General features: G+C 40.2%; 21 protein-coding genes and 1 pseudogene. 16 read left to right on the top strand and 6 right to left on the bottom strand.

Going from position 1 to position 24,142, the window contains the following annotated elements; translation table 11 throughout:
• The 3 genes and pseudogenes from G475_RS0102090 to G475_RS24075 form a co-directional block, all read left to right on the top strand.
• Positions 1 to 282: ATP-binding protein (locus G475_RS0102090; protein ID WP_026699838.1), on the top strand; the 282-nt coding region annotated here is incomplete at its 5' end.
• An 18-nt stretch (positions 283 to 300) separates the two neighbouring features.
• Positions 301 to 1,291, top strand: a pseudogene (locus G475_RS24080) (ISL3 family transposase); the annotation flags it as partial.
• Between the two features lie 553 nt (positions 1,292 to 1,844).
• Complete coding sequence (locus tag G475_RS24075) at positions 1,845 to 2,162, top strand: sortase domain-containing protein (protein ID WP_026699837.1); 318 nt, start codon at positions 1,845 to 1,847, stop codon at positions 2,160 to 2,162.
• A 598-nt stretch (positions 2,163 to 2,760) separates the two neighbouring features.
• On the opposite strand, the gene cuyA is transcribed toward G475_RS24075, so the two are convergent.
• Positions 2,761 to 3,756: a D-cysteate sulfo-lyase gene (cuyA, locus tag G475_RS0102075; protein ID WP_026699836.1), complete on the bottom strand. Its 996-nt coding sequence runs from the start codon at positions 3,754 to 3,756 to the stop codon at positions 2,761 to 2,763.
• Positions 3,757 to 4,089: 333 nt separating this feature from the next.
• On the opposite strand from cuyA, the gene G475_RS0102070 reads away from it, so the two are divergent.
• Genes G475_RS0102070 through G475_RS0102040 form a run of 7 tightly spaced genes read left to right on the top strand, consistent with a single transcriptional unit; the run spans position 4,090 to position 10,902 of the window.
• The gene (locus G475_RS0102070) at positions 4,090 to 5,154 is read left to right on the top strand and encodes a tripartite tricarboxylate transporter substrate binding protein (RefSeq protein ID WP_051302070.1); all 1,065 of its coding nucleotides are present in this window, start codon (positions 4,090 to 4,092) and stop codon (positions 5,152 to 5,154) included.
• Between the two features lie 16 nt (positions 5,155 to 5,170).
• On the top strand, positions 5,171 to 5,710 hold the full coding sequence (locus tag G475_RS0102065; protein WP_035709797.1) for a tripartite tricarboxylate transporter TctB family protein: 540 nt from the start codon (positions 5,171 to 5,173) through the stop codon (positions 5,708 to 5,710).
• Positions 5,711 to 5,761: 51 nt separating this feature from the next.
• Entirely contained in the window at positions 5,762 to 7,258 is a 1,497-nt protein-coding gene (locus G475_RS0102060; RefSeq protein WP_026699833.1) for a tripartite tricarboxylate transporter permease, read from the top strand.
• Positions 7,259 to 7,283: 25 nt separating this feature from the next.
• Positions 7,284 to 8,891 (top strand): gamma-glutamyltransferase family protein, encoded by a 1,608-nt coding sequence (locus tag G475_RS0102055; RefSeq protein WP_026699832.1) that lies wholly within the window; start codon positions 7,284 to 7,286, stop codon positions 8,889 to 8,891.
• A gap of 34 nt (positions 8,892 to 8,925) precedes the next feature.
• Positions 8,926 to 9,771: a D-amino-acid transaminase gene (gene dat, locus G475_RS0102050; protein ID WP_026699831.1), complete on the top strand. Its 846-nt coding sequence runs from the start codon at positions 8,926 to 8,928 to the stop codon at positions 9,769 to 9,771.
• A gap of 32 nt (positions 9,772 to 9,803) precedes the next feature.
• The gene (locus G475_RS24070; protein WP_035709794.1) at positions 9,804 to 10,331 is read left to right on the top strand and encodes a chromate transporter; all 528 of its coding nucleotides are present in this window, start codon (positions 9,804 to 9,806) and stop codon (positions 10,329 to 10,331) included.
• Positions 10,332 to 10,368: 37 nt separating this feature from the next.
• On the top strand, positions 10,369 to 10,902 hold the full coding sequence (locus tag G475_RS0102040; protein ID WP_026699830.1) for a chromate transporter: 534 nt from the start codon (positions 10,369 to 10,371) through the stop codon (positions 10,900 to 10,902).
• A 477-nt stretch (positions 10,903 to 11,379) separates the two neighbouring features.
• Here G475_RS0102040 and G475_RS0102035 read toward each other — a convergent pair whose 3' ends face one another.
• The 3 genes from G475_RS0102035 to G475_RS27050 form a co-directional block, all read right to left on the bottom strand.
• Positions 11,380 to 11,829, bottom strand: coding sequence for an Lrp/AsnC family transcriptional regulator (locus G475_RS0102035; RefSeq protein ID WP_026699829.1), 450 nt, complete (start codon positions 11,827 to 11,829; stop codon positions 11,380 to 11,382).
• Between the two features lie 380 nt (positions 11,830 to 12,209).
• Complete coding sequence (locus G475_RS0102030) at positions 12,210 to 13,448, bottom strand: SulP family inorganic anion transporter (protein WP_026699828.1); 1,239 nt, start codon at positions 13,446 to 13,448, stop codon at positions 12,210 to 12,212.
• Positions 13,449 to 13,851: 403 nt separating this feature from the next.
• Positions 13,852 to 14,034 carry a hypothetical protein gene (locus G475_RS27050; RefSeq protein WP_156911603.1) on the bottom strand — a complete coding sequence of 61 codons (183 nt, stop codon included), beginning with the start codon at positions 14,032 to 14,034 and terminating at the stop codon, positions 13,852 to 13,854.
• Positions 14,035 to 14,827: 793 nt separating this feature from the next.
• On the opposite strand from G475_RS27050, the gene G475_RS0102015 reads away from it, so the two are divergent.
• The 3 genes from G475_RS0102015 (at position 14,828) to G475_RS0102000 (ending at position 19,481) form a co-directional block, all read left to right on the top strand.
• A complete protein-coding gene (locus G475_RS0102015; RefSeq protein WP_026699826.1) occupies positions 14,828 to 17,608 on the top strand; it encodes a metallophosphoesterase in 2,781 nt (926 codons plus the stop codon).
• A 1,250-nt stretch (positions 17,609 to 18,858) separates the two neighbouring features.
• Positions 18,859 to 19,161, top strand: a complete 303-nt coding sequence (locus tag G475_RS0102005) for a PTS sugar transporter subunit IIB (protein ID WP_026699824.1) — start codon at positions 18,859 to 18,861, stop codon at positions 19,159 to 19,161.
• The gene (locus G475_RS0102000) at positions 19,161 to 19,481 is read left to right on the top strand and encodes a PTS lactose/cellobiose transporter subunit IIA (protein ID WP_051302068.1); all 321 of its coding nucleotides are present in this window, start codon (positions 19,161 to 19,163) and stop codon (positions 19,479 to 19,481) included. Before G475_RS0102005 ends, G475_RS0102000 begins: the two co-directional genes overlap by 1 nt.
• A 15-nt stretch (positions 19,482 to 19,496) precedes the next feature.
• On the opposite strand, the gene G475_RS0101995 is transcribed toward G475_RS0102000, so the two are convergent.
• On the bottom strand, positions 19,497 to 19,886 hold the full coding sequence (locus G475_RS0101995; RefSeq protein ID WP_026699822.1) for a tautomerase family protein: 390 nt from the start codon (positions 19,884 to 19,886) through the stop codon (positions 19,497 to 19,499).
• A 29-nt stretch (positions 19,887 to 19,915) separates the two neighbouring features.
• Entirely contained in the window at positions 19,916 to 20,674 is a 759-nt protein-coding gene (locus G475_RS0101990; RefSeq protein ID WP_026699821.1) for a DeoR/GlpR family DNA-binding transcription regulator, read from the bottom strand.
• Positions 20,675 to 20,886: 212 nt separating this feature from the next.
• On the opposite strand from G475_RS0101990, the gene G475_RS0101985 reads away from it, so the two are divergent.
• The 3 genes from G475_RS0101985 to iolC are packed head-to-tail and all read left to right on the top strand — an operon-like array spanning position 20,887 to position 24,142.
• Entirely contained in the window at positions 20,887 to 22,359 is a 1,473-nt protein-coding gene (locus G475_RS0101985) for a CoA-acylating methylmalonate-semialdehyde dehydrogenase (protein ID WP_026699820.1), read from the top strand.
• A 2-nt stretch (positions 22,360 to 22,361) separates the two neighbouring features.
• Positions 22,362 to 23,180 (top strand): 5-deoxy-glucuronate isomerase, encoded by an 819-nt coding sequence (gene iolB, locus G475_RS0101980; protein ID WP_026699819.1) that lies wholly within the window; start codon positions 22,362 to 22,364, stop codon positions 23,178 to 23,180.
• A 2-nt stretch (positions 23,181 to 23,182) separates the two neighbouring features.
• Positions 23,183 to 24,142 (top strand): 5-dehydro-2-deoxygluconokinase, encoded by a 960-nt coding sequence (iolC, locus tag G475_RS0101975; protein ID WP_156911602.1) that lies wholly within the window; start codon positions 23,183 to 23,185, stop codon positions 24,140 to 24,142.

Here is a 24,142-nt window from a genome sequence, read left to right as displayed (position 1 = left end):
GATCTCGTCATCATGGATGACTTAATGTATATGGCGATGGACCATCACGAAGCGAATCTCTTTTTCCATCTCATCAATCATCTATATGAACGAAGTTCCATTATTCTAACTTCCAACAAGGGGCCGGAGAATTGGGGAGAGCTTTTGGGAGATCAGGGGATTGCGACGGCGATCCTGGATCGCCTTCTTCATCGATCAGAGGTTATTCATTTAGACGGCGGCAGCCATCGTATCAAATACCGTGAAACGTTGTTCGATGAAAAAAGTGTTCAAAATAAATGAGCAAAAACTGTTCAAATTAACTTGACGGTTACAAAGCGGCGCTATGTGTGCCCCTGTGGAAAGAAATTCCCTGAAAAGACCCGTGTTGTGAAGCGTTATCAACGCCATACGACCGAATGGAATCAAGCATTAGGACTTCGAACGATTCAGGGCAAGAATTTTAAAGATACCGCCCGCAAGTTTCATACGTCCTCATCAACCGCCATGCGTCGGTTTGACCGTCTGGCAGCATTAACGATCCAGGAAGTCCAAGAACTGCCGGAGGTCCTCGCCATCGATGAATATAAGGGGGATACCAACAAAGGCAAGTATCAAGTCCTTATCGCTGACAGCACCGGGGAACCTCTTGATATTCTGCCGGATCGAACCGCCGCTACCGTTAAACAGTATTTACGGGAAAAAGGGGCGAACGTGGAGATGGTAGTCATGGATATGAGCCCTTCCTTCAAATCCGCTGTCCAACAGGCATTAGGATCTCCGATTATTATTGCAGACCGCTTTCATTTCTGTCGTTATATTTACTGGGCCCTGGATCTGATTCGCCGTAATGTCCAGAAAGACTTTCATGAATATGACCGCAAGAAGTGCAAACGGATGAAACATGTTTTTCACAAACCCCTTGAGACCCTGAGTGAGAAGCAGCATTGGTATTTAGAGCGGTATTTGAACTTATCCAATGACCTAACAGATGCTTACCAGCTGAAAGAAATGTTTCGTTCCTGGTTTGATCAAGCCAAACGGAAAAAAGACCATCCGGGACGTGACATCAAAGAAAGTGGAGACCTCTGGTCTCCCTGAATTAAAGAAAGCTGTTGAAACGCTGAAGAATTGGCAGCACGAGATTCTGAACAGTTTTACATTCGGCTATACGAACGGTCCTGTTGAGGGGCTGAATAACCAAACCAAGGTTATAAAGCGAAACGCTTTTGGATTCAAACGATATGATCGATTACGGAGCAAAATTCTGTTACATCATCAAATGAAGCATCAGGACATCAGCGTAGGATAAAGGGGCAGAGGCCGACGGCCTCCACCCCAACAATTGACTTAGAACCTAAAATACAAACATTGGGGGTTAGGTATTAGTGGAAATGATGAACATGGAAGGAGAAACACGGATTTTGGATTTATTGATTCTTCTACGAAGTAGTTGATCTTTTTTAATACGATTAATTAAAAATTAATATATATTGGAGCAAAAGGTGCACATACAGGTACACATATAGAACTGATGCATAGGCAGAGTAATGATTACAGGAGAAAATTGTCTTAAACCTATCTTACAAGATTGTCGTTTTAAAGTTATATCTTTCAAGAAATTGAGCAACAATCGCTTTTTTGCAATGATAACGAAAAGACTAGGACCGTAGAAAAAAGGATTTCTGAAATGGTCCGAGAAACATTTAGATTAGTAAAGCATTAATTATCTCGGAGAGGAGTGTGGAATAACGAAGTAATTTAATAAATACAATTTTCTTTAGTTATTATCAGGGAATAAGGAAGACATTATCTGATCATGGGAATATTGTGGGTCTACCTCGCCTTGAAGGAGAAGGGAGGGGATGGCAAGAATACTTGGAAACTTACTCATTATTTCAGGATTTCTTCTCATAGGGATATTTGGTTATCAATACTGGGATCATCACCAGGCTCAAAGTAAAGCAATGATAGAAGCAAAAAATCGAATTGATGAGGTTGCTATCACCGCATTTCCCGGTCAGAGCAACCAAATTGTATTATCCGGCCATCGGGATACGGTATTCCGCAATTTCGGCGAATTTGAAACGGGAGATCGCTACATTGTTGAAATGCCATATGGAAAATATGAATATGAAATCAGGAAAAAACCATTGTACCGGAAGAAGATACCTCCATTATAGGAGAAAGCTCGGAAGAAGTACTGGTGGGGAGTACGTGTTACCCGTTTGATTACGTCGGATTCGCCCCGGATCGCTATGTTACCTATGCCTATCCTGTAGAAAAATGAAAACAGAGAAAAAACGTTAGGACGTCCAAGCAATAAAAAGTACTGTCCTTATCGGTCCTGCCTTTCATTCAAATAAAATAATTAGTGTATTACTAAATTTCTAGCTTTATCAGTAGTGCCATGCTTGACGGTCTTTGAACGGACGTTGCCGTGAAAAAGTAAACGTGACTTTTCTTGGTTCTAATCCGGAGAGTGATTGTTAAATGGGGGCTATCCATTAAGCTGCGAAAAAAATGGTGATATTTAAGAAAAGAGGCTACTGAAAAAGTATAAAGAACTTAGTGGAGCTTGTTATTTATAATGTACTTTGAATAAAGAGGACGGTGAGCCCTGCGCAGGCAAGGTTCCCACGGAGAAATCATCAAGCCGCTTTGGGCTCCGGCCTGCAGGATCTTATCTGACTTCTTTTTCCGCAGCTTGTTAAGAAAACGAGGGAGTCTTTTCAATTCACCCTGGCCCATATCCCATACTTCACAGTCCAGCTGTTTAGATTAAAACATTACATCGGAATAATGATAAAGAGCAGGAGAGCCTCCAGTGTGTATAAAAAGAACATTATCATTTTTATTAAAATAATCCTTCCTTGCTAAATCTATTAACCCCGCCATAGCTTTTCCAGAATAAACAGGATCTAACAAAATGCCTTCTTTTCTAGCAAGAACTTGAACTGCTTCTTTCATTTCGCTGGTTGGGATAGAATATCCCTTTCCGACATAATTATCAAAACAATGTATTAACTTTTTGTCGATTACTTTGTTTGCTCCAATGTGCGATGCCGTACGGTTTGATAAATTATAAATAAGTTCTTCCTGCTCTTCTTTTTTTCTACTTACGTTTATACCAGTAACAGGGATAGATGCATTAAAACCTGAAAGGCCTGCGATTAAACCTGAATGCGTACCACCGCTGCCACTTGCTGTAATGATATGATTAATATTTAAGTTTAATTGAAAGGTTTGATGTAATATTTCCTGCGTACATGCAACATAACCAGTAGCTCCTATTTCGTTAGAACCCCCTCCTGGAATGATATAACTTTTTCGTCCTACAATGGATAATTCTGAAGCCACTTTTTCCATTTCAAAATTCATGTCCGATCCCCCTGGTACGACTCTTACGTCTTCAGCGCCAAGAAGACTGAATAGTGCATTATTACCTGTTGCGTTTGGATTATAACTTTTTGGTACACGCTCTTCTAAAACGAGTATGCACTTCAGCCCTTCTTTATTTGCAGCAGCTAAAGTAAGACGGCAGTGGTTTGATTGTACAGCTCCGCAGGTGATCACGGTGTCTGCTCCCTGTTCTAACGCATCCGCAATTAAGAATTCAAGCTTCCTGGTTTTATTTCCCCCTTCGACTAACCCTAATAAATCGTCTCTTTTTATATACACATTTGGCCCGTTTAAGAATTCTGACAATTGAGGAAGGAACTGAATGGGTGTAACCTTTTCGGTATAAATTCTGCGAGGAAATTTTGCTAGGTTCATTTTTGACCTCCTAATAAAATTAAATGTCTTTTGTGATATGTATATGTTAACCAAAGAAAATACAAAAAGAAACTATTTATGTTAAATTTCCTTCAAAAGTTTATAAGAAACTTGATTGACTTGACATGTTATAAATGATAATGTCGAATAAATAACTTTTAGAAAAAACCAGGTAATTACCAAATTTATTTTAAAATCAAAAAATTTGTTAAATTCTAAATTGAAAGTTTAGGAATTATTATTGTAGGAGGGTTGAAAACAAACTTGTAATAATTTTTTTAAAATAGGTTGATATGATGATGAAGAAGAAAAATACTTAGGGGGGACAGTAAATTGTCTAAAAAATTTGTTTGGTTAGCAGGATCTATTTGTTTGTTGGCAATGATAATGATAGGTTGTGGGAATGGAGAAGATAATACAGGGGGAGAAATCACTGGGGAGAATGGCTCTGGAACTAACGATGAATCAGAAGAAAATAGCGTCGAATTAAGTGAAGAAGAAATTTCAAATTATCCAGAAGAAGAATTAGAAATGGTAATTCCTTATTCTCCAGGAGGAGCTACTGATGTTATTTTCAGAGTTTTCGCTTCATATGCTGAGGAGCACCTTGGTCAAGAAATAGTACCCGTGAATATGGAGGGGGCAACATCTACAAATGGTTCACAAGAAGTAAGAAAATCTGATCCTGACGGATATACCTTCCTAGCAAGCCATGATGTGATAGCAACTGCTAATATTCAAGGGGTTGTTGACTATTCTTTTGATGCATTCGAACCTGTATCACTGCTTACTGAGACTCCAAATATGGCCGTTATAAATTCTGAGAATGAATACGAAACGTTAGGAGAATTTGTCGATTATGTAAATAATAATCCTGGCGAGGTGTCGTGGGGCTACACTCCTGGTTCTACTTCACACTACTTTATTACAATGATGATGGACGAAGCAGGTATTGAGTCAGATGCTTTAAACTTAGTTAGTTATGAAGGCACTGGAGATGCCATTCAGGCAGTCACAGCTAATGAGATCCAAGGAACCATGGGTAATGTACCTTCGGCTGGTGAACAAATTGAAGAAGGATCATTTACAGCTCTTGGAATTGCCAGCGAAGAGCGTTTAGATGCATATCCAGATATACCTACTTTTATAGAAGAAGACATTGATATGACACATAGTACAAGCCGTGGTGTTTTTCTTCCCAAAGGTACTCCAGATGAGATCGTTCATTCATTATCAGAAGCTTTTGGAGAAGCGGCAAACGATCCAGAGTTAGTTCAGGAAATTGTAGAAGATTTAGGATCTATTGTACGTCACATACCTTCAGAAGAATATTCTGATTTCGTGGAGGAAAAAGAACAAGAATTAATCGAACTGTCCGAATCGATGGAATTAGAATAATAGCGGGCCTTGAGTAATGAAAGCATTTTTCTTTTTTATTGCTCAAGGCTTTTATCAAAGGAGTTACAAAAACATGTTCAAAAAGAACCTGGCTTTTGCAATTGGTATTTTGCTTTTTTGTATATTGATGTATATGGAAACTTTTCGGTTCGCATCAGAGTCGACTCTACGTGTAGGCCCACAAGTCTATCCAAGAATTTTATTAGCAGTACTAGCTTGTCTTACTGGTGTATATATAATGAAAGAAATTGTAATGAAAGCTATAAGTAATAAAACTCAAGAAGAAAATAAAGAAAAGAAACATTTTAATTGGAGGAGTTTTTTTTCCTATTACTATAAAACTTTTTTCGTGTTTGTTTTATTTGCCCTTTATATTTTTCTGTTAAATAACGTGGGGTTTATTATTTCTAGTCTAATATTTTTATTTATTGGTCAAACCCTGTTAATGAAAATGAAAAGTATTAAATTATACATAATTAACGTGTCAGTTACTTTTGTAGCAACCTTCTTTATATTTATTGTGTTCACAGAAGTATTAGGAGTAAGGCTTCCTTAAAAGAATATAAGAGAAAGTAATTAAAAACAACACTGAAGGGAGTTTTCAAATTTGGACAACTTTTTTCTTCTTGGGTTTCAAGAAGTTATTTCTTTTCATGTATTGCTGTTAATTACTATTGGTACATTATCCGGTATAATTTCGGGGGCAATTCCTGGATTCACAGTAACGATGGGTGTCGTACTTGCCTTTCCTTTTACTTTTGGAATGGATGCGGTTAGTGGACTGGCTTTAATGATTTCAGTTGTAGTTGGAGGATATGTGGGAGGAATCATCACTGGAATTTTACTTGGTATACCTGGGACTCCTTCTTCTATTGCTACAGTTTTTGATGGACATCCCATGGCTAAAAATGGTGAACCAGGTCGTGCTCTTGGAATAGCGGTGTTATCTTCCTTTATCGGAAATATTTTAAGTGTAATCATACTTGTGGTCTTTGGACCATTAGTTGCTGAATTTAGCTTGATGTTTGGGCCCTGGGAAATATCTATGCTAATTATATTTGCCTTAACACTGGTTGGAAGCTTGTCAACTGGGGCATTATTTAAAGGAATCATCACTGGAATGATTGGACTTTTAGTTGCGACAACCGGTTCGGCGCCCTCAGGACAAATCAGATTTAATTTTGGTAATGATTTTCTTAACGGGGGTATTGAAATGCTGCCTGTGCTGATAGGAGCGTTTGCTTTTTCGCAACTTCTTACAAATTTAGAAGAGTCCCAATATGATAGCAAGAATTTAGAAAAGCTAAAAGAAATGAATCGAAAAATGTCCATTCCTTATCTACAAATTTTAAAAGATATATCAGGGCAAAAATTAAATCTGCTTCGGTCCTCTTTGATTGGAAGTTTTATAGGTTCCATTCCTGCAGTAGGCGGGACTGCAGCAAATTTTGTGAGTTATGATCAAGCAAAGAAGTTTTCAAAGCGCTCAAATGATTTTGGTAAAGGAATCCCTAATGGAATAGCTGCGGCAGAAAGTTCAAATAGCGGGATTATCGGAGGGGCTTTAATACCAACCTTGACCTTAGGAATACCAGGAAGTTTGACGATGGCTGTTATGTTTGGTGTCTTAATTTTACACGGGATAAACCCTGGTCCGAGACTGTTTCAAGATCAACCAGCGTTGGTGGGGAGCATATATGTGACTATTATCATTAGCGGCATTGTAATGGTTCTCGCTATGGCTTTACTTATAAAATATTTTGCAAAAATAACCCAGATACCGCAGGGCATCATTGTTCCAGTTGTTCTTATGCTGTCTTCCGTAGGGGCTTTCGCTTTAAATAATTCTATGCTGGATGTATGGACACTATTAGTCTTTGGTATTGTAGGATATTTGTTTAACAAAGCTGGGGTGCCACTCGCTCCCTTGGTTCTAGGAGTAGTGCTTGGACCTTCATTGGAGACAAATATTTTTCGTGCTTTTGAACTAGAGGAAACATTAACTCCCTTTTTCACTCGTCCTATTTCAGCCACATTATTGGGAATAACAATATTGTCTGTCATTCTGTTGATTATACAAAATAAGAAACAATCAACGAAATAATATTTTATAAAAGTAGGTGTTAAAAATGAAAACATTCGATTCGTTGTCGTATCCATACCATTCGCGAAGAAATGTCATGTTTGCCCAAAAAGGAATGGTAGCCACCTCTCAACCAGTTGCAGCTCAAGTTGGAATGGATATGATGAAAATGGGTGGTAATGCCATAGATGCTGCTATTGCTACAGCGGCTTGTTTAACTGTAGTTGAACCTTCTTCAAATGGTATTGGAGGAGATGCCTTTGCTATTGTTTGGGTGAAGGACAAATTGTATGGGTTAAATGCAAGTGGTTATTCCCCCCAAGAGATTTCTATTGATAAAGTAAAGAAACGTGGGTATGAGCAAATGCCGGAATATGGATGGCTGCCAGTGACAGTGCCTGGCGCCCCGGCTTCCTGGGTTGCATTATCTGAGCGGTTCGGAAAACTATCTTTTAAAGAGCTGTTAAAGCCTGCGATTGACTATGCACGCCATGGGTTTGCCGTTACCCCCACAGTAAGTTATAACTGGAAAAAAGCAGTTAAGACATTTAGCCAATTTAATGATAAAGCATTTAAATCGTGGTTTCAAACGTTCACTAATAATGGAACAGCACCAGAACCTGGAGATCTATTTAAAATGCAAGATCATGCAGATACGTTGGAACATATCGCAGAGACAAAAGGAGAATGGTTTTATAGAGGAGAGTTTGCGGAGAAAATAGAAAAGCAGTCCAAAGAGCAAGGTGGGGTGATCAAGGGAGATGATCTTTCATCCTATCAAGTGGAATGGGTGGATCCGATCAGCGTTCATTATAAAGGATACGATATTTGGGAAATCCCTCCTAATGGACAGGGAATTATTACCCTAATGGCGTTGAATATGCTGAAAAAAGACAAGTTCATCAATAGAGATGCAGCAAGTACAATACATAAGCAGATTGAAGCAATAAAGCTGGCCTTCACAGACGCCCAAGCATTCATTTCTGCACCCGAATTCATGGATGTTACAGTGGATTCGTTGCTATCTGAAGAATACAGTAGGCAACAGTACAATCGAATAAGCGATCAGGCTCTCACACCTGCTCCAGGTAATCCCCCTCAAGGCGGCACGGTGTATTTAGCCACAGCTGATAATGAAGGAAATATGGTTTCATTTATTCAAAGCAACTATAAAGGTTTTGGCTCAGGTGTGGTCGTAGAAGGTACTGGTGTTGCCCTTCAAAACCGAGGAAAAGATTATTCGCTGGATCATAAACATGTTAATGCCCTTGCACCCTGGAAAAAAAGTTATCATACTATCATTCCAGGATTTATAACCAGAGACACTCATCCAATAGGCCCGTTTGGCGTAATGGGAGGTTTTATGCAACCGCAAGGCCATTTGCAGGTAGCGATGAATGCTATCGACTTTCATCTTAATCCACAAGCTAGCATGGATGCTCCACGTTGGCAGTGGATAGGCAATAAAACAATTATTATTGAACCACATTTTGATAATAATTTAGCGCTGCAGTTAGAACAAAAAGGACATCAAGTTCAAAAACAATTTCACGGAGGAAAGTTTGGCAGGGGCCAAATTATTTGGAAGGATGAAGATAATTTATTAATTGGCGCTACGGACCCGAGAACAGATGGACAAGTGGCAGTTTGGTAGTAATGCATACTTTTTACAGAGAGGAAGCAGTTTAATGGAAAAGGTATATTTTAATAATGAATTTGTAAACTGGAAGGAAGCGTACACACATATTGAAGACCGAAGTTATCAATTTGGAGATGGAGTTTATGAGGTAATTAAAATATTAAATGGTAAAGCGCTTTGGCTAGAGGAACACATAGAGCGTCTGTTTAGCAGTGCTAATAAAATATCTATAAAAATGAACACCTCTATTTCTGACATAGAAAAGAAGATTGAAAAACTAATAAACATTAATAATATTAATGAAGGTATCACATATATTCAAATAAGCCGTGGCGTTAATCAACGTTCACATGATTTTCCCAATCCTGCCGTTGCCCCTGTAATGATAGCTTATACTAGAGAATTATACAGGCCCATTGAGAAACAAAAAAGCGGAATAAGCGCCATCTTTCAAGATGACATACGATGGTTAAGAAACGATATAAAAAGTATTAATTTACTTGGAAGTGTTCTTGCAAAAGAAGAAGCAAATAAAAAAGGTGCGGAAGAGGCCGTACTCCATCGTTCGAATACTATCACGGAGGGTAGTGCCACGAATTTTTTTATTGTAAAAAAGGGTGTTATCTATACTCATCCCGTAAACAACTATATATTAAATGGTATAACCCGCTTAAAAGTCCTGGAACTAGCTGAACAATTGAAGATTGAAGCTAGAGAGGAACCATTTTTGAAAGAAGATGTTTTACAAGGAGAAGAAGCATTCATCACAAGTACTACCAAAGACATTGTTCCTGTAATAAAAATAGATAACAATTGTATAGGAAATGGATCACCTGGGAAAGTGACAATGAAGCTCCAGGAAGCATTTGAAAATCTTTTAAGTAGACTTCTTTAATGAGTTAATCCAAACACTAAGGGGAGAAAGAGATGCATCTGGCCTTATTTGGAGCATTTTTAAGAGTTGGTATTTTAGGATATGGAGGGGGGCCTGCTTCTATTCCATTAATACATAAAGAGGTAGTAGAAAACTATCAGTGGATGACTGAAGACGAATTTGGTGACATTCTTGCTTTGGGGAATACTTTACCTGGACCGATCGTAACGAAACTCGCCGGATATATAGGGTATGAAAAAGCTGGGGTCCCAGGAGCTATAAATGGGGTGGCAGCATCTAGTTTGCCAACTGTCATTCTAATGATTGGATTATTTGTAGCTTTATCCAACTTCCAGGATCAAGCTTGGGTGGATGGGGTTACAAACGGTGTTTTACCAGTAGTAACAGTGATGATGGGTGTCTTAACTTGGAATTTCATCAAAAGATCTAAAAAAGATTTTGGATGGAAAGTATTGATGCTTTTTATTACTGTGGGAATTATATTGATTGAATTTGTGAATATTCATCCAGCGATTGTTATTATAACACTCTTTGCTGCGGCTCTCCTTCAAAAAAAATAGCAGCAAGAGATTTGAATAGAATTGGAAGGATCAGGATATGGTTTACTTGAATTTATTCGTAGCATTTTTAGTGCCAGGTTTATTAGGTTATGGCGGGGGACCGGCTTCCATTCCGCTTATACAGCATGAAGTAGTCGAGAATCATGAGTGGATGACAACAAGTGAATTTAGTGAAGTACTGGCAATTGGTAATAGTCTTCCCGGCCCAATAGCAACGAAAATGGCGGGCTATATAGGATTTGAAGTTGGTGGATTTTTTGGAGTATTCATTGCTATGTTTGCAACCATTGCCCCTTCTCTATTGTTAATGATTCTTTTAGTTGGAATTCTGCTTAAATATCGGGATTCTCCTAAAGTAAAGCGATTAACGATATACATAAGGCCTGTTATTATTGTTTTATTAGCCTCTTTAACATTTCAGTTTTTAAATAGTTCCGTAAATGGTATTGGAAGCTGGAGTTCTGGTATTCTCCTGGTGTTGAGTTATATTTTATTAGAGAAATTCAAGGTCCACCCTGCGTTGGTCATCTTTTCATCAATTGTTTATGGGGCGGTGTTTTTAGGAGGATAACGAAGAATATTCTTGTAAGGAGAAAGACAAACGAACGACTCCTGGTATAGTACAGAGTTTCATGTGAAGTCATCACCGCTGTTATACTAAACTTACACAATCACCTATTACAAGTTCATCATAAGCGAAAGATAGCCAGGCAAACAAGTGAATCGTGTCTAAGCTGATGCGATGCTGCTGGATCGAATGGTACGTCTTTTGATGGATGGAAGTCCCTACATGAGAGAAAGAAATGGAATTGGAAATAATAAAACCCCAGCCACTATCGTTAAGGTAGTGGCTCTCTTTAGGACAAGCGGATCTATGTCATGGCAGAGATAAGTCAGAGAAATGGCAAACCTGACGCTTGAATGGCATTACATATAAGGGAAGCAACTTATGGAATAATAATTCAAAGAGGAAATGATACGCTCCAGAATTTTGCTAAATGAACCTCTTGATTTTAGAGTTAAGTCGAAAAAAAGTATTTGAATCTCTTTATAATTTAAGTCCAGATCTGCTCTTGAAGCGCCGCAGCAGAATATGTGATTCAACACGAGTAATTCCTTCTAATGCATACAATTCATTATTAATAAAGTTTTCAAGTTCTCCCATATCTTCAACTAATACATGCATGTGTAATGTACTAGGCCCTGTCATTTGATAACAGCTTGCAACATAAGGATGGTTCACTAAAGCCTCTGCAACTTCAACCAGTGCTTTAGGTTCGCAGTCTACTTCGAAAAAAGCAGATACATTTTTTCCGGCTTTTTCCGAGTTAATAACTACACTGAATTTTTCAATAATACCTTTGTTGACTAATTGTTGAATGCGATCTCTTATTGATACTCTGGAAACCCCTAATTGTTTTCCAATTTCCACATAAGACATTCTAGAATTTTCAGTTAGTAAGTCTAAAATCTTACTGTCTATATTATCCATTATAATGATCTTTCTCCTTCTTCCATTTTGTTTCAACAGAAAGTATATCTTTTGGTGGAACAAAAATAAAAGGTTAATATTGTGTCTTTGTTTATTAATTGTAACATTTAAATAATGTTTATAAGGATGAAAACCTTCAAAATACAATGATTTATTTTTTTTTAAATTAGTGATAAATATACCGATTACAAGAGTATTTTCATTCGATCAAAGGTTCTTATTGATACCGCGCTATGGAAATCATAGGCGTACATATATGGAGAAATATGATCCTTAGTGGCTGAGAGTTTCACTTTTCTCTACTCTTTATATCAACTAGGTTTGAGTTCGTCAACATAACCCATCCATTTTATAAAGTTAACTCGTGCTCAACCCTGATAGATATTTCACTTACGTACTGATAATGTATTATTAATAAGCCAGAATATTAGAAAGGCCCCTACCCCTATAAAAAATCCAATTTTTAATCCGAAAATCAAAGAGGTTATGGTAGTTGTCAATACAATGGGCTTTCTTCCAATAGAAGACCAGTCAATAAGTTTATGTGCTGCTAAAATAATGATGATAGCGAGAGTCGCATGAGGTAAAAGAGCAAGAGGTGAGGTAAAAAGACTGCTTAGTAATAAAACAAAACATGCAGTAAAAATAGAGGAGACACTAGATTTTGCTTTGGAATCTTTATTTACTGCGGATCTTGAAAAAGCTCCTGCTACAGGCAAAGCCTGTGTTAAACTTCCGACAAAATTTGCCAAACCTAATGCGAATAGTTCTTGGTTTGGATCTATTGGTTTTGCTTTGTTTTGGCTCAATTGAGTACCCATAGCAAAAGATTCTAAGAAACTGATCAAGGCGATAAAAAAAGCAAGGGGTAAAATAGTAGATAAATAATTTACTTGAAGTGAAGGGAGCTCCCACGTTGGAAATCCAGATTTAATTTGACCTACGATTTGGATATCAAATTCTTCTATATGAAAAAAATGAACGACAAGCCCACTAAATATTATAATAAAAAGAGACGCGAAGGGAATTCGTTTAACTCTGAGAAAGACGTAGAAAACGAATAAAATACTACTAAATAAGATAACAGAAAATTTTACGCTTCCCAGGTGATTAAACAAATCGTTCAATGCCAATATAAATGGCAAGTCTCGTTGAAAGGGGACTCCAAATAGTGGTTCTAATTGATTGAGAATAATTGTTAAAGCGAGGGCATTCATAAATCCTTTTAATACAGAATGGGGAATATATTGAAAGACAGTCCCCAGGCGTAGAACGGAAAACAAAATTTGCATTAATCCTACCGTCAAGGTTAACGTAGCAACCAAAGAAACATAAACGCCTGTTCCGGGCGGAGATACTGGTGCCAATCCAGTAAACACCATGATGGACACCGCGGCTACAGGTCCAACGGAGAGTAGCGGGGACGTCCCTAAACAGCTATAAACGAATAGAGGAAAAATAGAGGCATAAAGCCCGTAAACTGCAGGGATACCTGCCATCATGGCATAGGCAATTGCTTGGGGAACAAGTAAAAGAGCAACCATAAGACCTGCATAACTATCATGTTTTAACGCTTCTAGATTGTATGATTTAAGTTGAGCTCCTATAGGTAATAAGTTATTCATGTGCTCCTCCTACTATATTGGGGTAATAAAATGGATTAACCTATTTCAGGATGTTATGACATTTGTTAAAGAGATATTCTTTTTTTGGACAAATGTGAGGTGTTTAAACCATCGAATTGGAGCAACTGTTAGAATAAACGCTAATTCATAATTTATAACACTGCATCGTTCAAAATTCCATGATTTATTTATTAAATGAAGAAATTCGCATCATCGATGATGGATACCTGATTAATCGGCGGAAATCGAAGCCTTGTTGATTAATGTTGAATGAGGCGACTATCGCTTAAGGAAATGCCTGCTTTTATCGGGAGGAAGTCAACAATATGCATCCACGCTCGGCTAAAACGGTACGATAGAAGCCAAGGAGAACTACCGAGAAGCGTCAGCGAGTGGTGTGGTTTTACAGCCTGGATATATTACAAAATTTAACAGACAGACTGAAAGTGCCGACATGGGCGGAAGGATTAAAACCGATGTTGTTAATTCCTTTAATCGCTCCCGTGGCATCTGGGTTGAGTATGTATTTCATTATCAGAAAACCAATCGCGGCGGGCAGGGACTTTGTTTTCAATAGATTTTCCATAAAACAATCTACCCAAATAATGAAGTGGAGACTCTCAAAACAGCTGTTCCTACGGAATTTTTATAATGACAGAAGGTTATTTTCCAATTACTTTAAAAGATGTTATTAGATGTATCATTGCTACCGGGGTTGGAGGTGCTGTTGGTGGAGCTTTGAGTATGCTTTGGGGGGGCTGGTTCCAGGGTCCATCACGTTGGACTTTTAGCTACATTTACTATGATCAACCCTCTTGCTTTTATTATGGCATTGCTTATAGGATCTTTAGCGACAGCTGTTGTTATCTTTATTCTTAAAAAACCAGTTTCATCTGTAGATGAAATCAGTAAAGAAGAAGACTTAGTTAATGAAGCATAAAGTATAATTAGAGAAAATTTAAACATTCTAATAAAGGAACGTACTAGCCTGGGAGTGATGATGTTGCAACTTGCTTCTCACGAATTGCATGAATTGAACGAATTAGCAATGTGCTTTGTCAATTTCATTACGAACATTGGGCTAGAACGCATCCTGCTGGGATGCGTTCTATTTGTGCCTGGCACGGCCCGGTTTTTGTCGAGGGAGGCTTTACGAAATATTCAAAGAGTTTTAAGAATGGCATCATATTCCATTTACGCCACTGTGTTTGGATGAAAGGAGGGAAATAAATAGAAGAAATCGCTGACGGCGCGCCGTATGCGGTGAAAGCCGCCTGTATGGTGCAGGCCCGTTCGAAAGTCTTTTAAAGAAGATATAAGGCGGGAATAGCGGTGGAACAGAAAGAAAAGAATTTCGCAATGCAGGGTTTGAGGAACCGTTGGAGAATGGGTCCATTCCGGGCTGGCAGACCGGGAGTATTACAGGTCCATCCGTGGTGGAGCGTTCGGAACAACAGGCTGCCCGAGGCACCTACAGCATGTATTATAACGATCAGGATAACTCTGGTTCATTAAACGTAGAAAGTGAGAAGGTTTCTGTGGAAGCCGGAGTTCCTTATTTTATCAGCGCAGAAGTGTTCCGGGTGTATCAATCCCATCGTCTGGCTATGGATGTACGATTTTACGATGAAGACGAAAAAGAAATCGTACGGGAGCGCGAATTTTTCGGGGCAGAGGACTTAATGGAAGAATCCTGGACCACGGTTTCCCAGTTTGTCGAAGCTCCGGAAGATGCTGCTTATGCCACCCTTGGTTTTTATTCCGGAGGGATCAGCAATACCGAAGTCTATCTAGACGATGCATTCATAGAGCGCTCCTCTGAAGAGGATCTGGCGATGGAGATTACAGCAGAGGGCCTTTTTAAAAGGGAAGGTTCAGAAATCAGGGTGACAAATGAAGCAGGGCAGAGCCTTCCGGGAGCAGAAGTTTTTGTTGGGAAAACGGATAAGGAAGTGGCTTCCGTTCCTGATGGTGAAACGGTTCCTCTGTACGATGAACCGGATGTATCGAGTGATGAGGTTGATACGGTGAGCCAAAACACACTTCTTCCTATTTTAGAAAAATCCGAGGATGGCTGGATTCGGGTGGAACTGCCAGACGAGACAATCGGCTGGATGCAAAGTAAGGATCTTACTATCGAAGCATGGGGGCAGCCGCTTGGAGTGACGAATGAAAATGGTGTGCTGGAAACGGAGCAGTTAACATTGTTCGGAGGAGAGGTAGAACTGCATGCGGTATATGATGGCAGAACGAGTAATGGATTTTCGTTCCCCATTTATGATGAGCATGGCACGAGGGAGCCGGAAAATCTTGTGCTGACGTCGGCGCAGGACCCGGCGACAACAGCAGCCTTTACCTGGCGCACTCATCCGGATGTTCGGCAAACTGTTGTTGAAGTGGTGCCGGAGGGCAAAGCTTTTGACGGTGACGAGGTTGTACAGGGAAAAGGCAGTAATTTTTCCTTTGATACCAATATTGGGGAAATGCGCCTTCATGAAGCAGAAGTGGACAAACTTCAACCGGATGCATCCTTCCAGTACCGGGTGGGCAGCGGCACAGAGGGAGAATGGTCAGAGACCGGCCGGTTTCAAACAGCTCCGGTTGCAGAGGAAGATTTCCAATTTCTTTTTGCCACTGATACTCAGGCTCCGTCCGAAGCTGGGTACAGTTTGTGGACGGAAACGATGAGAGAAGCGGCAGAGTCGTATCCTGACGCGGCATTTACTCTATTTGGCGGGGATATGGTCAATAACGGCGATAATCAGACGGAATGGGACTATTGGTTTGAAGCAGGAACTCCTTACCTTAAGGATATGAGGCTGTACCCGCTCCCGGGAAATCACGAAGCGGTAGGCAATGGGATGGAGTATTACGATGCTCAGTTTCAACTCCCGGAAAATGGACCGGACGGAGAAACGGAAAGGGCCTATTCTTTTGACTACAGCAATACCCATATAGCTGTGCTGAATTCCGAGGGGGATTTAGCGGCACAGGCGTTATGGCTGAGAGAAGACTTGGAGAACTCCGACAAGACATGGAATATTGTAGTGACCCATCGTTCTCCGTACCATACGCATCCAACCCGTTCCAATGAGGAGGTACGGGCCGTCCTGGAACCGGTATTTCACGAAACGGGAGTCGATCTGGTACTTGCCGGTCATGATCACGCGTATTCGCGCACCTGGCCGATGAAAGACGGCCGTATCGTACAGCCGGAGGAAGGTGTGCCCTATGTCATCGGCGGCACTACAGGGCCAAAATTTTACCCTGTCGGAGACTATGAGTATATCCGGGAACTGACAGAAGAGGAGCAGATCTATACAGGTATTACGATTGAAGGCCGAACGTTAACACTCGAAGCCGTAACGAAAAACGGGGACACCGTCGATACCTTTACGTTGGACAAAGACTCCAGTGATAACGGGGAAGAAGGTCTTTCTTTTGAAAATGAAGGATTTGAAGAGAAAGGGACGGACAAGATTCAGGGCTGGACGAAAATGGACACGCATGAGGACTCTATTCTGGAACGCTCGGAAACTAATGCCCGTACTGGTGAGGCCAGCCTCCACTTTTTGGACGGCACGGATGAAGCCACGCTTCGATTAGAAAGCAGTCCGGTCGATGTAGAAGCAGGACAGTCCTACCTTATCGAATCCCAGGTTTATAAGATCAGTCAATCCCACAGTGTTGTCACCGAAATCCAGTATTTCAACGAAGCCGGTGAAATGGTAGACTCTGACATTAAACTGTCCCGGGATGCTGATCTTCCCGCCGAAACATGGCAGCCTGTTTCGATGCTGGCGGAGGTACCGGACGATGCTGCATATCTGAAATACTATTTTCACTCCGGCGGTATCAGTAAAACGGAGATGTACGTGGATGATACTGCGATTCATTCCATGGCGGACCATCCTACCCTCCTGAACCGAACCATGATGGAACCGGAGCCTGTACCGGAAGAAGTGGAAAAGGTTAAGGAAGCGATCCGTAATCTGCCAGATCCGGAGGAGGTCACGGTGGAAGATGAAAAACAGATTCGCAGAGCTGGAGAGATGTTTGAGGAGTTAACGATAGAGCAGCGCATGTTTGTTACAAATGAAAGACGGCTGATTGAAGGTAGAAACGTGTTGGAAGAGAATAAGGCATCGAGAAATAAATAAAAATAGATAATTAGACCTGTGCCATTATTCACTAAATACAGTGAATGATGGCATTTTTAAACTTTTTATCAAAAATATAAAAAAATCGGAGGGACTTAGATGAAAAGAAGCCTGGATTATGTGGACCTGGAGAATGCAGACCATTGCATAGCATTCTATCACCCTGTCTGTTTTCTTAGAACGAGTTGTTAATCTAGTAGAGAAATGGGCAAAGGATGCGGTCTATGGTAAGGTTAGACAAGGAGCATTTGACGTTTACATTAGTTATGGAGCGACTGTATGTCACCATATATGAGAGGGTTTATCATAAAATATAACTTGTACAACAGAAGGCTTCTAAGGGTGGTCGGCTAATCTCCCGGAGGGAATGAATATATATCAGACATTACCTTTAATGGTGATGTTTGGCGCCCTAATAGACTGCCCCTTGGCTAAGGACGTGGTCTATTCCTCCTTCTCTCTTAAAACGGCTGTTGTACAGGACACCAGGTGTACCCGCATTTGCGGTTTTTTAGTTCTATGCTGCTTCCCGAAAAGCATACGTGTTCATTCAAACTTTACCATAGGAAACACAAACATAAACATGTATCAAAGGATGATTATCAATATAATGGGCCTGAAGATCACGATAAGTTATTACTCACCCAATGACTTTTTTCCCGCGGGGACGAGTAGAACGAATATCAAGACATTTTCTAGGGTTTGAATTTCTATTCTTTATAAAAATGGCCGCACCATCCAGAGATATTCATCTTTCTTGGGGATTCGGCAACTATTAGATGTTGGTGACGAAGTAATGATGTTATCTATCTTTAAATTGTTTTAACATATGCCTTATTTCATTTGTTAATTTTTACTGACGTTTTTCATGCAAGTAGTGATCATGCATTTTTAAAAATTAATTTTAACAAAGGTGGTGCCTCCTGTCGAAAAAGATACTTTTCTATGCATTGATGTTGTGAATGGTGCCCAAGTGCTGCCGATATTTGACTTCGAAGACTGGTTAAATAACCTGGAACCTGATGATTTTTCTAATGATTACATCTTAAACTTTGTTAAAAAAGATGAGGATTATATAACTATTGAAAATTTAGGGTTTTACGAGTGGACAGTCCTTTTTTTGACAATACCGATAATGCGTAAAAGAAGTAACGAGAGGGGAGAGAAAAATAAAAGAGCGAGAATAGGATTGACAATAAAGCTGAAACTGACTACATTTGTGGGTTGTGTACTAGACAGGGGTGAGTATGATGAAAGAAGTAATAGTGGTATGTGAGGCTGGAATTACAACAAGCTTGTTAGTGACAAAGCTGGTAAACTTGGCAAAGGAGAACGATAAGAAGTGGAATATCAGCTCGAAAAATACCGAAGAAGGTTTGGAATATGTGAAAGAAAACAATATGGACGTGGTACTTCTGGGACCTCAAGTTCATCATAAATCGGAAGCTTATAAAAAAGAAACAAACGCAGAAGTGCTGAACATTTCGGTGAGCGATTATAATAATATGAACACCTATAGTATGTTTGAACAGCTGAATGGGGTCTTGTCCTGATGGAGATGGATATTTCCTCCTTCATGCCTTTGATTACAGAAGCGGGACAGTCTAAAAATTGTGCATTTGAGGCTTTGGCCTGTGCCAAAGTTCTGGATCGTGAGGGGTATGACGCGAAAATGAAGAAAGCTCAAAGTTTCCTCCTTCATGCCCATAAAAAACAGACAGAAGTGTTGAACCTGAATGCGAGGGAACAGGAAACGCCCCTTACCGTCTATTTGGTTCATGCGATGGATCACGTTTCCAATGCCAAAATGGTTTATGATTTGGTGCAAGAGCTGGCAGAAATTCATTTAAATCGAGTAGGAGGGAATGGCTGATCCCTCCTGCTCGATTTACAGTTCCCCGGTCAGGAATTGTGCCCTGCCTTCTCCAAAACTCCAGTCCTCATCTTCATTCGAAGCAATAGAAACCATAACATCATGAGGTTGGATATGGCATTTTCTCTGTAAGTCCCGGGCGAGGTTATGATAAAACGTTGTTATTTGTGCCTGCGTCCGCTTCCTGGAAAATACGTGAATCAGTAGAAAATCATCTGTTCTTTCAAAACCTAACCCCGTGTCCTGCATGATCATTTGATACTTTTTGTGTTCATGGACCATTTGGTACCGGTCTCTGTAATGTATCTCAAACGCTTCCACCATGACATCATGGGCCACATCTAAAATAGTCTGGATTTGTTCGGGGCTTTTCCCTTCGTACAAATGAAATTTTAATAAAGGCACCATCTACATCCTCTCTATTCATGTTTTTCTTATACCATAACAATCGTTTTGTTTGCCTTTTTTATTTGGTCTGCATAGGCTTGATCCATATTTTGATCCGTGATAATAACCGAAATATCTTCCAAATGACTGTACGTGAACAAGGAGCTTTTGCCGAATTTGGAAGAATCGATCAGCAAATATACTTCATTTGCACGTTCGCAGACAATTTTTTTGATTCGGTTTTCGAGAAGATCGGAGTTAGAAGCCCCGTTGTTCATCGAGAAGGCAGTAGCAGACATAAATGCTTTATTAATATTGAATTTTGTAATGGTTTCATCATCGGTAATCCCGGTGAAAGATTTAGTAGAACGTTTATACGTTTCGCCGATAATCATGATATGAACGTTTGGATAAGAAACTGCTTTATTAAGTACCTCCAAACTATTGGTAATCAATGTGAATTCAATATCCTGCGAAAGGGAGTCGAGCACAAAATGAGTTGTAGTCCCTGAATCAATATACACAATATCATGCTGCTCAATATACCTGGAACAATGTTTCCCGATGTTCTTTTTTTCAGCATAGTGGCTGATATTTCTTTCCTCATAAGCTGTAGTCGTTGAACTGCTGCTATTATAAATGACTCCGCCATACACTTTTTTTATGACATTGGTTTGCGCTAATTCATTAATATCACGTCGTATCGTATTCATTGAGACATTAAAATGATTTTTCAACTCTTCTAAAGATGCTTCCTGTTTTTCACCTAAATATTCTTCTATCTGACTTAACCGCTTAACTTTCATATCATCCCTCCCTATGTCCACTACATACATGATTTCCATTTAATAGATTTGAATACATATTATCATAAAAACGTGTGCAACACATAACAATTTGTTTAAATTAATCAATAGTTACTCAAGAATTAATTAATACTTGACTAATTTATGATTGGTTTATAAAATATAAACATAATTTAATCAATATCGTGAAAGCGGTTACTGGGAGGATGAGAATGTCAGAAATCAAAACATTAAAAAACTATGTTAACGGCGAGTGGGAAAGAAGTAAAAGTACAGAATCGATTAGCGTGTTTAATCCGGCGACGAAAAAAGTCATGGCTGAAGTACCCCTTTCTAAAAAAGAAGAACTTGACCATGCAGCAGCAATTGCCCAAGAGGCATCGGAGGAGTGGAAAAATACAGCTGTTCCAAAGCGGGCGCGAATCCTGTTTAAGTTTCAACAATTATTGACGGATAATAAACAGGAACTGGCAGAAATCATTACAAAAGAAAACGGAAAAAGCCTGAATGAATCTCTAGGAGAAGTACAGCGCGGTATTGAGAATGTGGAATTCGCCGCCGGTGCGCCGAGTTTGATGATGGGAGATTCTCTGTCTTCGATTGCCACAGATATTGAAGGCACCAACTATCGTTACCCGGTCGGAGTAGTCGGAGGTATTACACCATTTAATTTTCCAATGATGGTTCCTTGCTGGATGTTTCCGATGGCGATCGCTACAGGAAATACCTTTGTGCTGAAGCCATCCGAAAAAACTCCTCTCCTGATTGAGAAACTGGTGGAGCTGCTCGAAACATCCGGTCTTCCAAAAGGCGTATTCAATGTCGTCAATGGCGCTCACGATATCGTTAACGGTATTTTGGAAAATGAGTACATTAAAGCTGTTTCATTTGTGGGTTCCAAACCGGTTGGAGAGCATGTTTACAAAAAAGGCACAGACAACTTAAAGAGAGTACAGGCACTGACAGGGGCGAAAAACCACACGATTGTGCTCGATGATGCCAAAGTAGATCAGGCGGTGAAAGAAGTAATCAGCGCCGCATTCGGATCTGCCGGCGAAAGGTGCATGGCAGCAGCAGTAATCGCAGTTGAAGAGGGCATCTATGATGAATTTATACAAAAGCTTAAAACGGAAACAGAAAATATTCAAATGGGGAACGGACTTGATGATGGTGTGTTCTTGGGGCCGGTAATCCGGGAGCAGAACAAAGAAACAACGATCCAGTACATCGAGAAAGGAGTACAAGAAGGAGCCCGGTTGCTTCTGGACGGCCGCGAAAGAACATCGGACGACGGTTACTTCGTCGGACCGACCATCTTCGAAGATGTCAAAACAGACATGACGATATGGAAGGACGAAATCTTTGCACCGGTGTTATCTATCATAAAAATTAAGACTCTCAAAGAGGGTATCCAAGTAGCAAACCAATCTGAATTTGCCAATGGCGCCTGCTTATTCACGGACAGCGCATCCAGCATCCGTTATTTCCGTGAAAACATTGATGCCGGGATGTTAGGAATCAACCTTGGCGTGCCAGCTCCTATGGCAATCTTTCCATTCTCCGGCTGGAAATCTTCTTTCTTCGGATCGCTGCATGCAAATGGAAAAGATGGGGTGGAATTCTATACGCGCAAAAAGGTTGTAACCGCAAGACATCTTGAACCTAATTTTTCCGAGGAGGAATAAAAATGGCTGATTTATTATACAAAAAAGGCAAAACTTCATTGTCTGACGGAGTGAAGCTGATTCAGGATGTGAATCAGTCGAACGCCGGCCTCGACTATGTCCAATTTAAAGTCATTGAAATAGAAGAAGGGTCCCGGTACGAAGAAACCTTGTCCAATACTGAGTTGTGTGCCGTCATCCTAACAGGCAATGTCGATGTGAATGTGGAAGAGAACGCTTATACAAACCTTGGCACAAGAGAGTCCGTGTTTGAAAAGATACCAACGGACAGCATTTATATTCCATCTACAAAACAATTCCAGATCCAGGCCAATAAGTTTGCAAAAGTGGCGCTCTGTTACTCCAATTCCAGTAAAGTATTGGAGACGAGAGTCATTAAGGCATCCGATATCAATAAAGAATATCGCGGCAAATACTCCAATCAGCGGCTCGTGCATAACATTTTGCCAGATGATGTGGATATTCCGGAAAACTTATTAGTCGTGGAAGTCTATACAGACAGCGGCAATTTCTCAAGCTATCCTCCGCATAAACACGATCAGGACAACCTGCCAGAGGAGTCGATGCTCGAAGAAACGTACTATCATGAAATTGATCCAGAGCAGGGATTTGTGTTTCAGCGGGTGTATACCGATGACCGGGCATTGGACGAAACCATGGCTGTTGAACATCAGGATTGCGTATCAGTACCCAAAGGCTACCATCCTGTGGGCGTACCGGACGGATATGACTTGTATTATTTGAATGTCATGGCAGGACCAAAAAGAAAATGGAAATTCCATACCGATAAAGATCATCAATGGATTCTGGAGAGGGATTGAAAATGGAAAAAAAACAATTAATTACATTCGGAAGAGCAGCTGTCGACTTAAATGCGACGGAATACAACCGTCCGATGGAAGAGACGATGACGTTTACAAAATACGTGGGAGGATCGCCTGCCAACGTAGCGATTGGGACCGCTAAACTTGGTCTCGACGTCGGCATGATTGCAAAGGTGTCTGATGACCAGCATGGAAACTTCGTACTCGACTACATGAATAAAGCAGGAGTCGACACCAAATATATCACTAAAGATACAGAAGGCAGAAAAATCGGTTTAACGTTTACAGAAATAAAAAGCCCGGAAGAATGCAGTATCTTGATGTATCGTGATCATGTGGCTGATTTGTATTTAGACGTGAATGATTTTGACGATGAGTACATCCAGTCGGCTGAGACACTGCTCGTTTCCGGCACATCGTTAAGCCAATCCCCATCCAGGGAAGCGGCACTGCATGCTATTGACACCGCCAGACAGAATGGGGTGGAAGTTATTATAGAATTGGATTACCGTCCTTACACATGGAAAAGCAAAGAGGAAACATCAATTTATATGACTGCAGCTGCACGAATGGCAGATGTAGTTATCGGCACAAGAGATGAATTTAATGTGCTTGAAAATTCAGAAGACCAAACTGACGAAGCCTCTGTGAAGAAACTATTTGAGTATTCCCCTCAATTGATTGTTGTAAAGCATGGTGTAAAAGGATCAAAAGCTTTCACCAGAAACGGGAACGTCATAGAAGGTGATGTTTATAAAACACAAGTTTTAAAAACATTTGGTGCAGGCGATTCTTTCGCCTCCGGCTTTATTTATGCCATGAAACAGAATAAAGGAGTAAAAGAAGCATTAAAGTACGGCAGTGCTGCAGCTTCCATTGTTGTTTCCAAACACAGTTCATCGGAGGCGATGCCGACTGTCGAAGAAATTGAGACGTTAATTCAAAACCATGAAGGGTGA

This window comes from Salibacterium aidingense DSM 18341, from assembly GCF_000429685.1.
In the GTDB taxonomy this organism is placed as follows: domain Bacteria; phylum Bacillota; class Bacilli; order Bacillales; family Marinococcaceae; genus Salibacterium; species Salibacterium aidingense.
This window is presented reverse-complemented; position numbering and strand designations above follow the sequence as displayed.

Bases quoted from the DNA above. Each gene is read 5' to 3' on its own strand.
- G475_RS24070 (WP_035709794.1), top strand. From the start codon at position 9,804: ATGCATCTGGCCTTATTTGGAGCATTTTTAAGAGTTGGTATTTTAGGA.
- G475_RS0102030 (WP_026699828.1), bottom strand. From the start codon at position 13,448: ATGAATAACTTATTACCTATAGGAGCTCAACTTAAATCATACAATCTA.
- iolB (WP_026699819.1), top strand. From the start codon at position 22,362: ATGGCTGATTTATTATACAAAAAAGGCAAAACTTCATTGTCTGACGGA.
- G475_RS0102040 (WP_026699830.1), top strand. From the start codon at position 10,369: ATGGTTTACTTGAATTTATTCGTAGCATTTTTAGTGCCAGGTTTATTA.
- G475_RS0102000 (WP_051302068.1), top strand. From the start codon at position 19,161: ATGGAGATGGATATTTCCTCCTTCATGCCTTTGATTACAGAAGCGGGA.
- dat (WP_026699831.1), top strand. From the start codon at position 8,926: ATGGAAAAGGTATATTTTAATAATGAATTTGTAAACTGGAAGGAAGCG.
- G475_RS0101985 (WP_026699820.1), top strand. From the start codon at position 20,887: ATGTCAGAAATCAAAACATTAAAAAACTATGTTAACGGCGAGTGGGAA.
- G475_RS0102005 (WP_026699824.1), top strand. From the start codon at position 18,859: ATGAAAGAAGTAATAGTGGTATGTGAGGCTGGAATTACAACAAGCTTG.
- G475_RS0102055 (WP_026699832.1), top strand. From the start codon at position 7,284: ATGAAAACATTCGATTCGTTGTCGTATCCATACCATTCGCGAAGAAAT.
- G475_RS24075 (WP_026699837.1), top strand. From the start codon at position 1,845: ATGGCAAGAATACTTGGAAACTTACTCATTATTTCAGGATTTCTTCTC.
- G475_RS27050 (WP_156911603.1), bottom strand. From the start codon at position 14,034: ATGGAAAATCTATTGAAAACAAAGTCCCTGCCCGCCGCGATTGGTTTT.
- G475_RS0102065 (WP_035709797.1), top strand. From the start codon at position 5,171: ATGAAAGCATTTTTCTTTTTTATTGCTCAAGGCTTTTATCAAAGGAGT.
- cuyA (WP_026699836.1), bottom strand. From the start codon at position 3,756: ATGAACCTAGCAAAATTTCCTCGCAGAATTTATACCGAAAAGGTTACA.
- iolC (WP_156911602.1), top strand. From the start codon at position 23,183: ATGGAAAAAAAACAATTAATTACATTCGGAAGAGCAGCTGTCGACTTA.
- G475_RS0101990 (WP_026699821.1), bottom strand. From the start codon at position 20,674: ATGAAAGTTAAGCGGTTAAGTCAGATAGAAGAATATTTAGGTGAAAAA.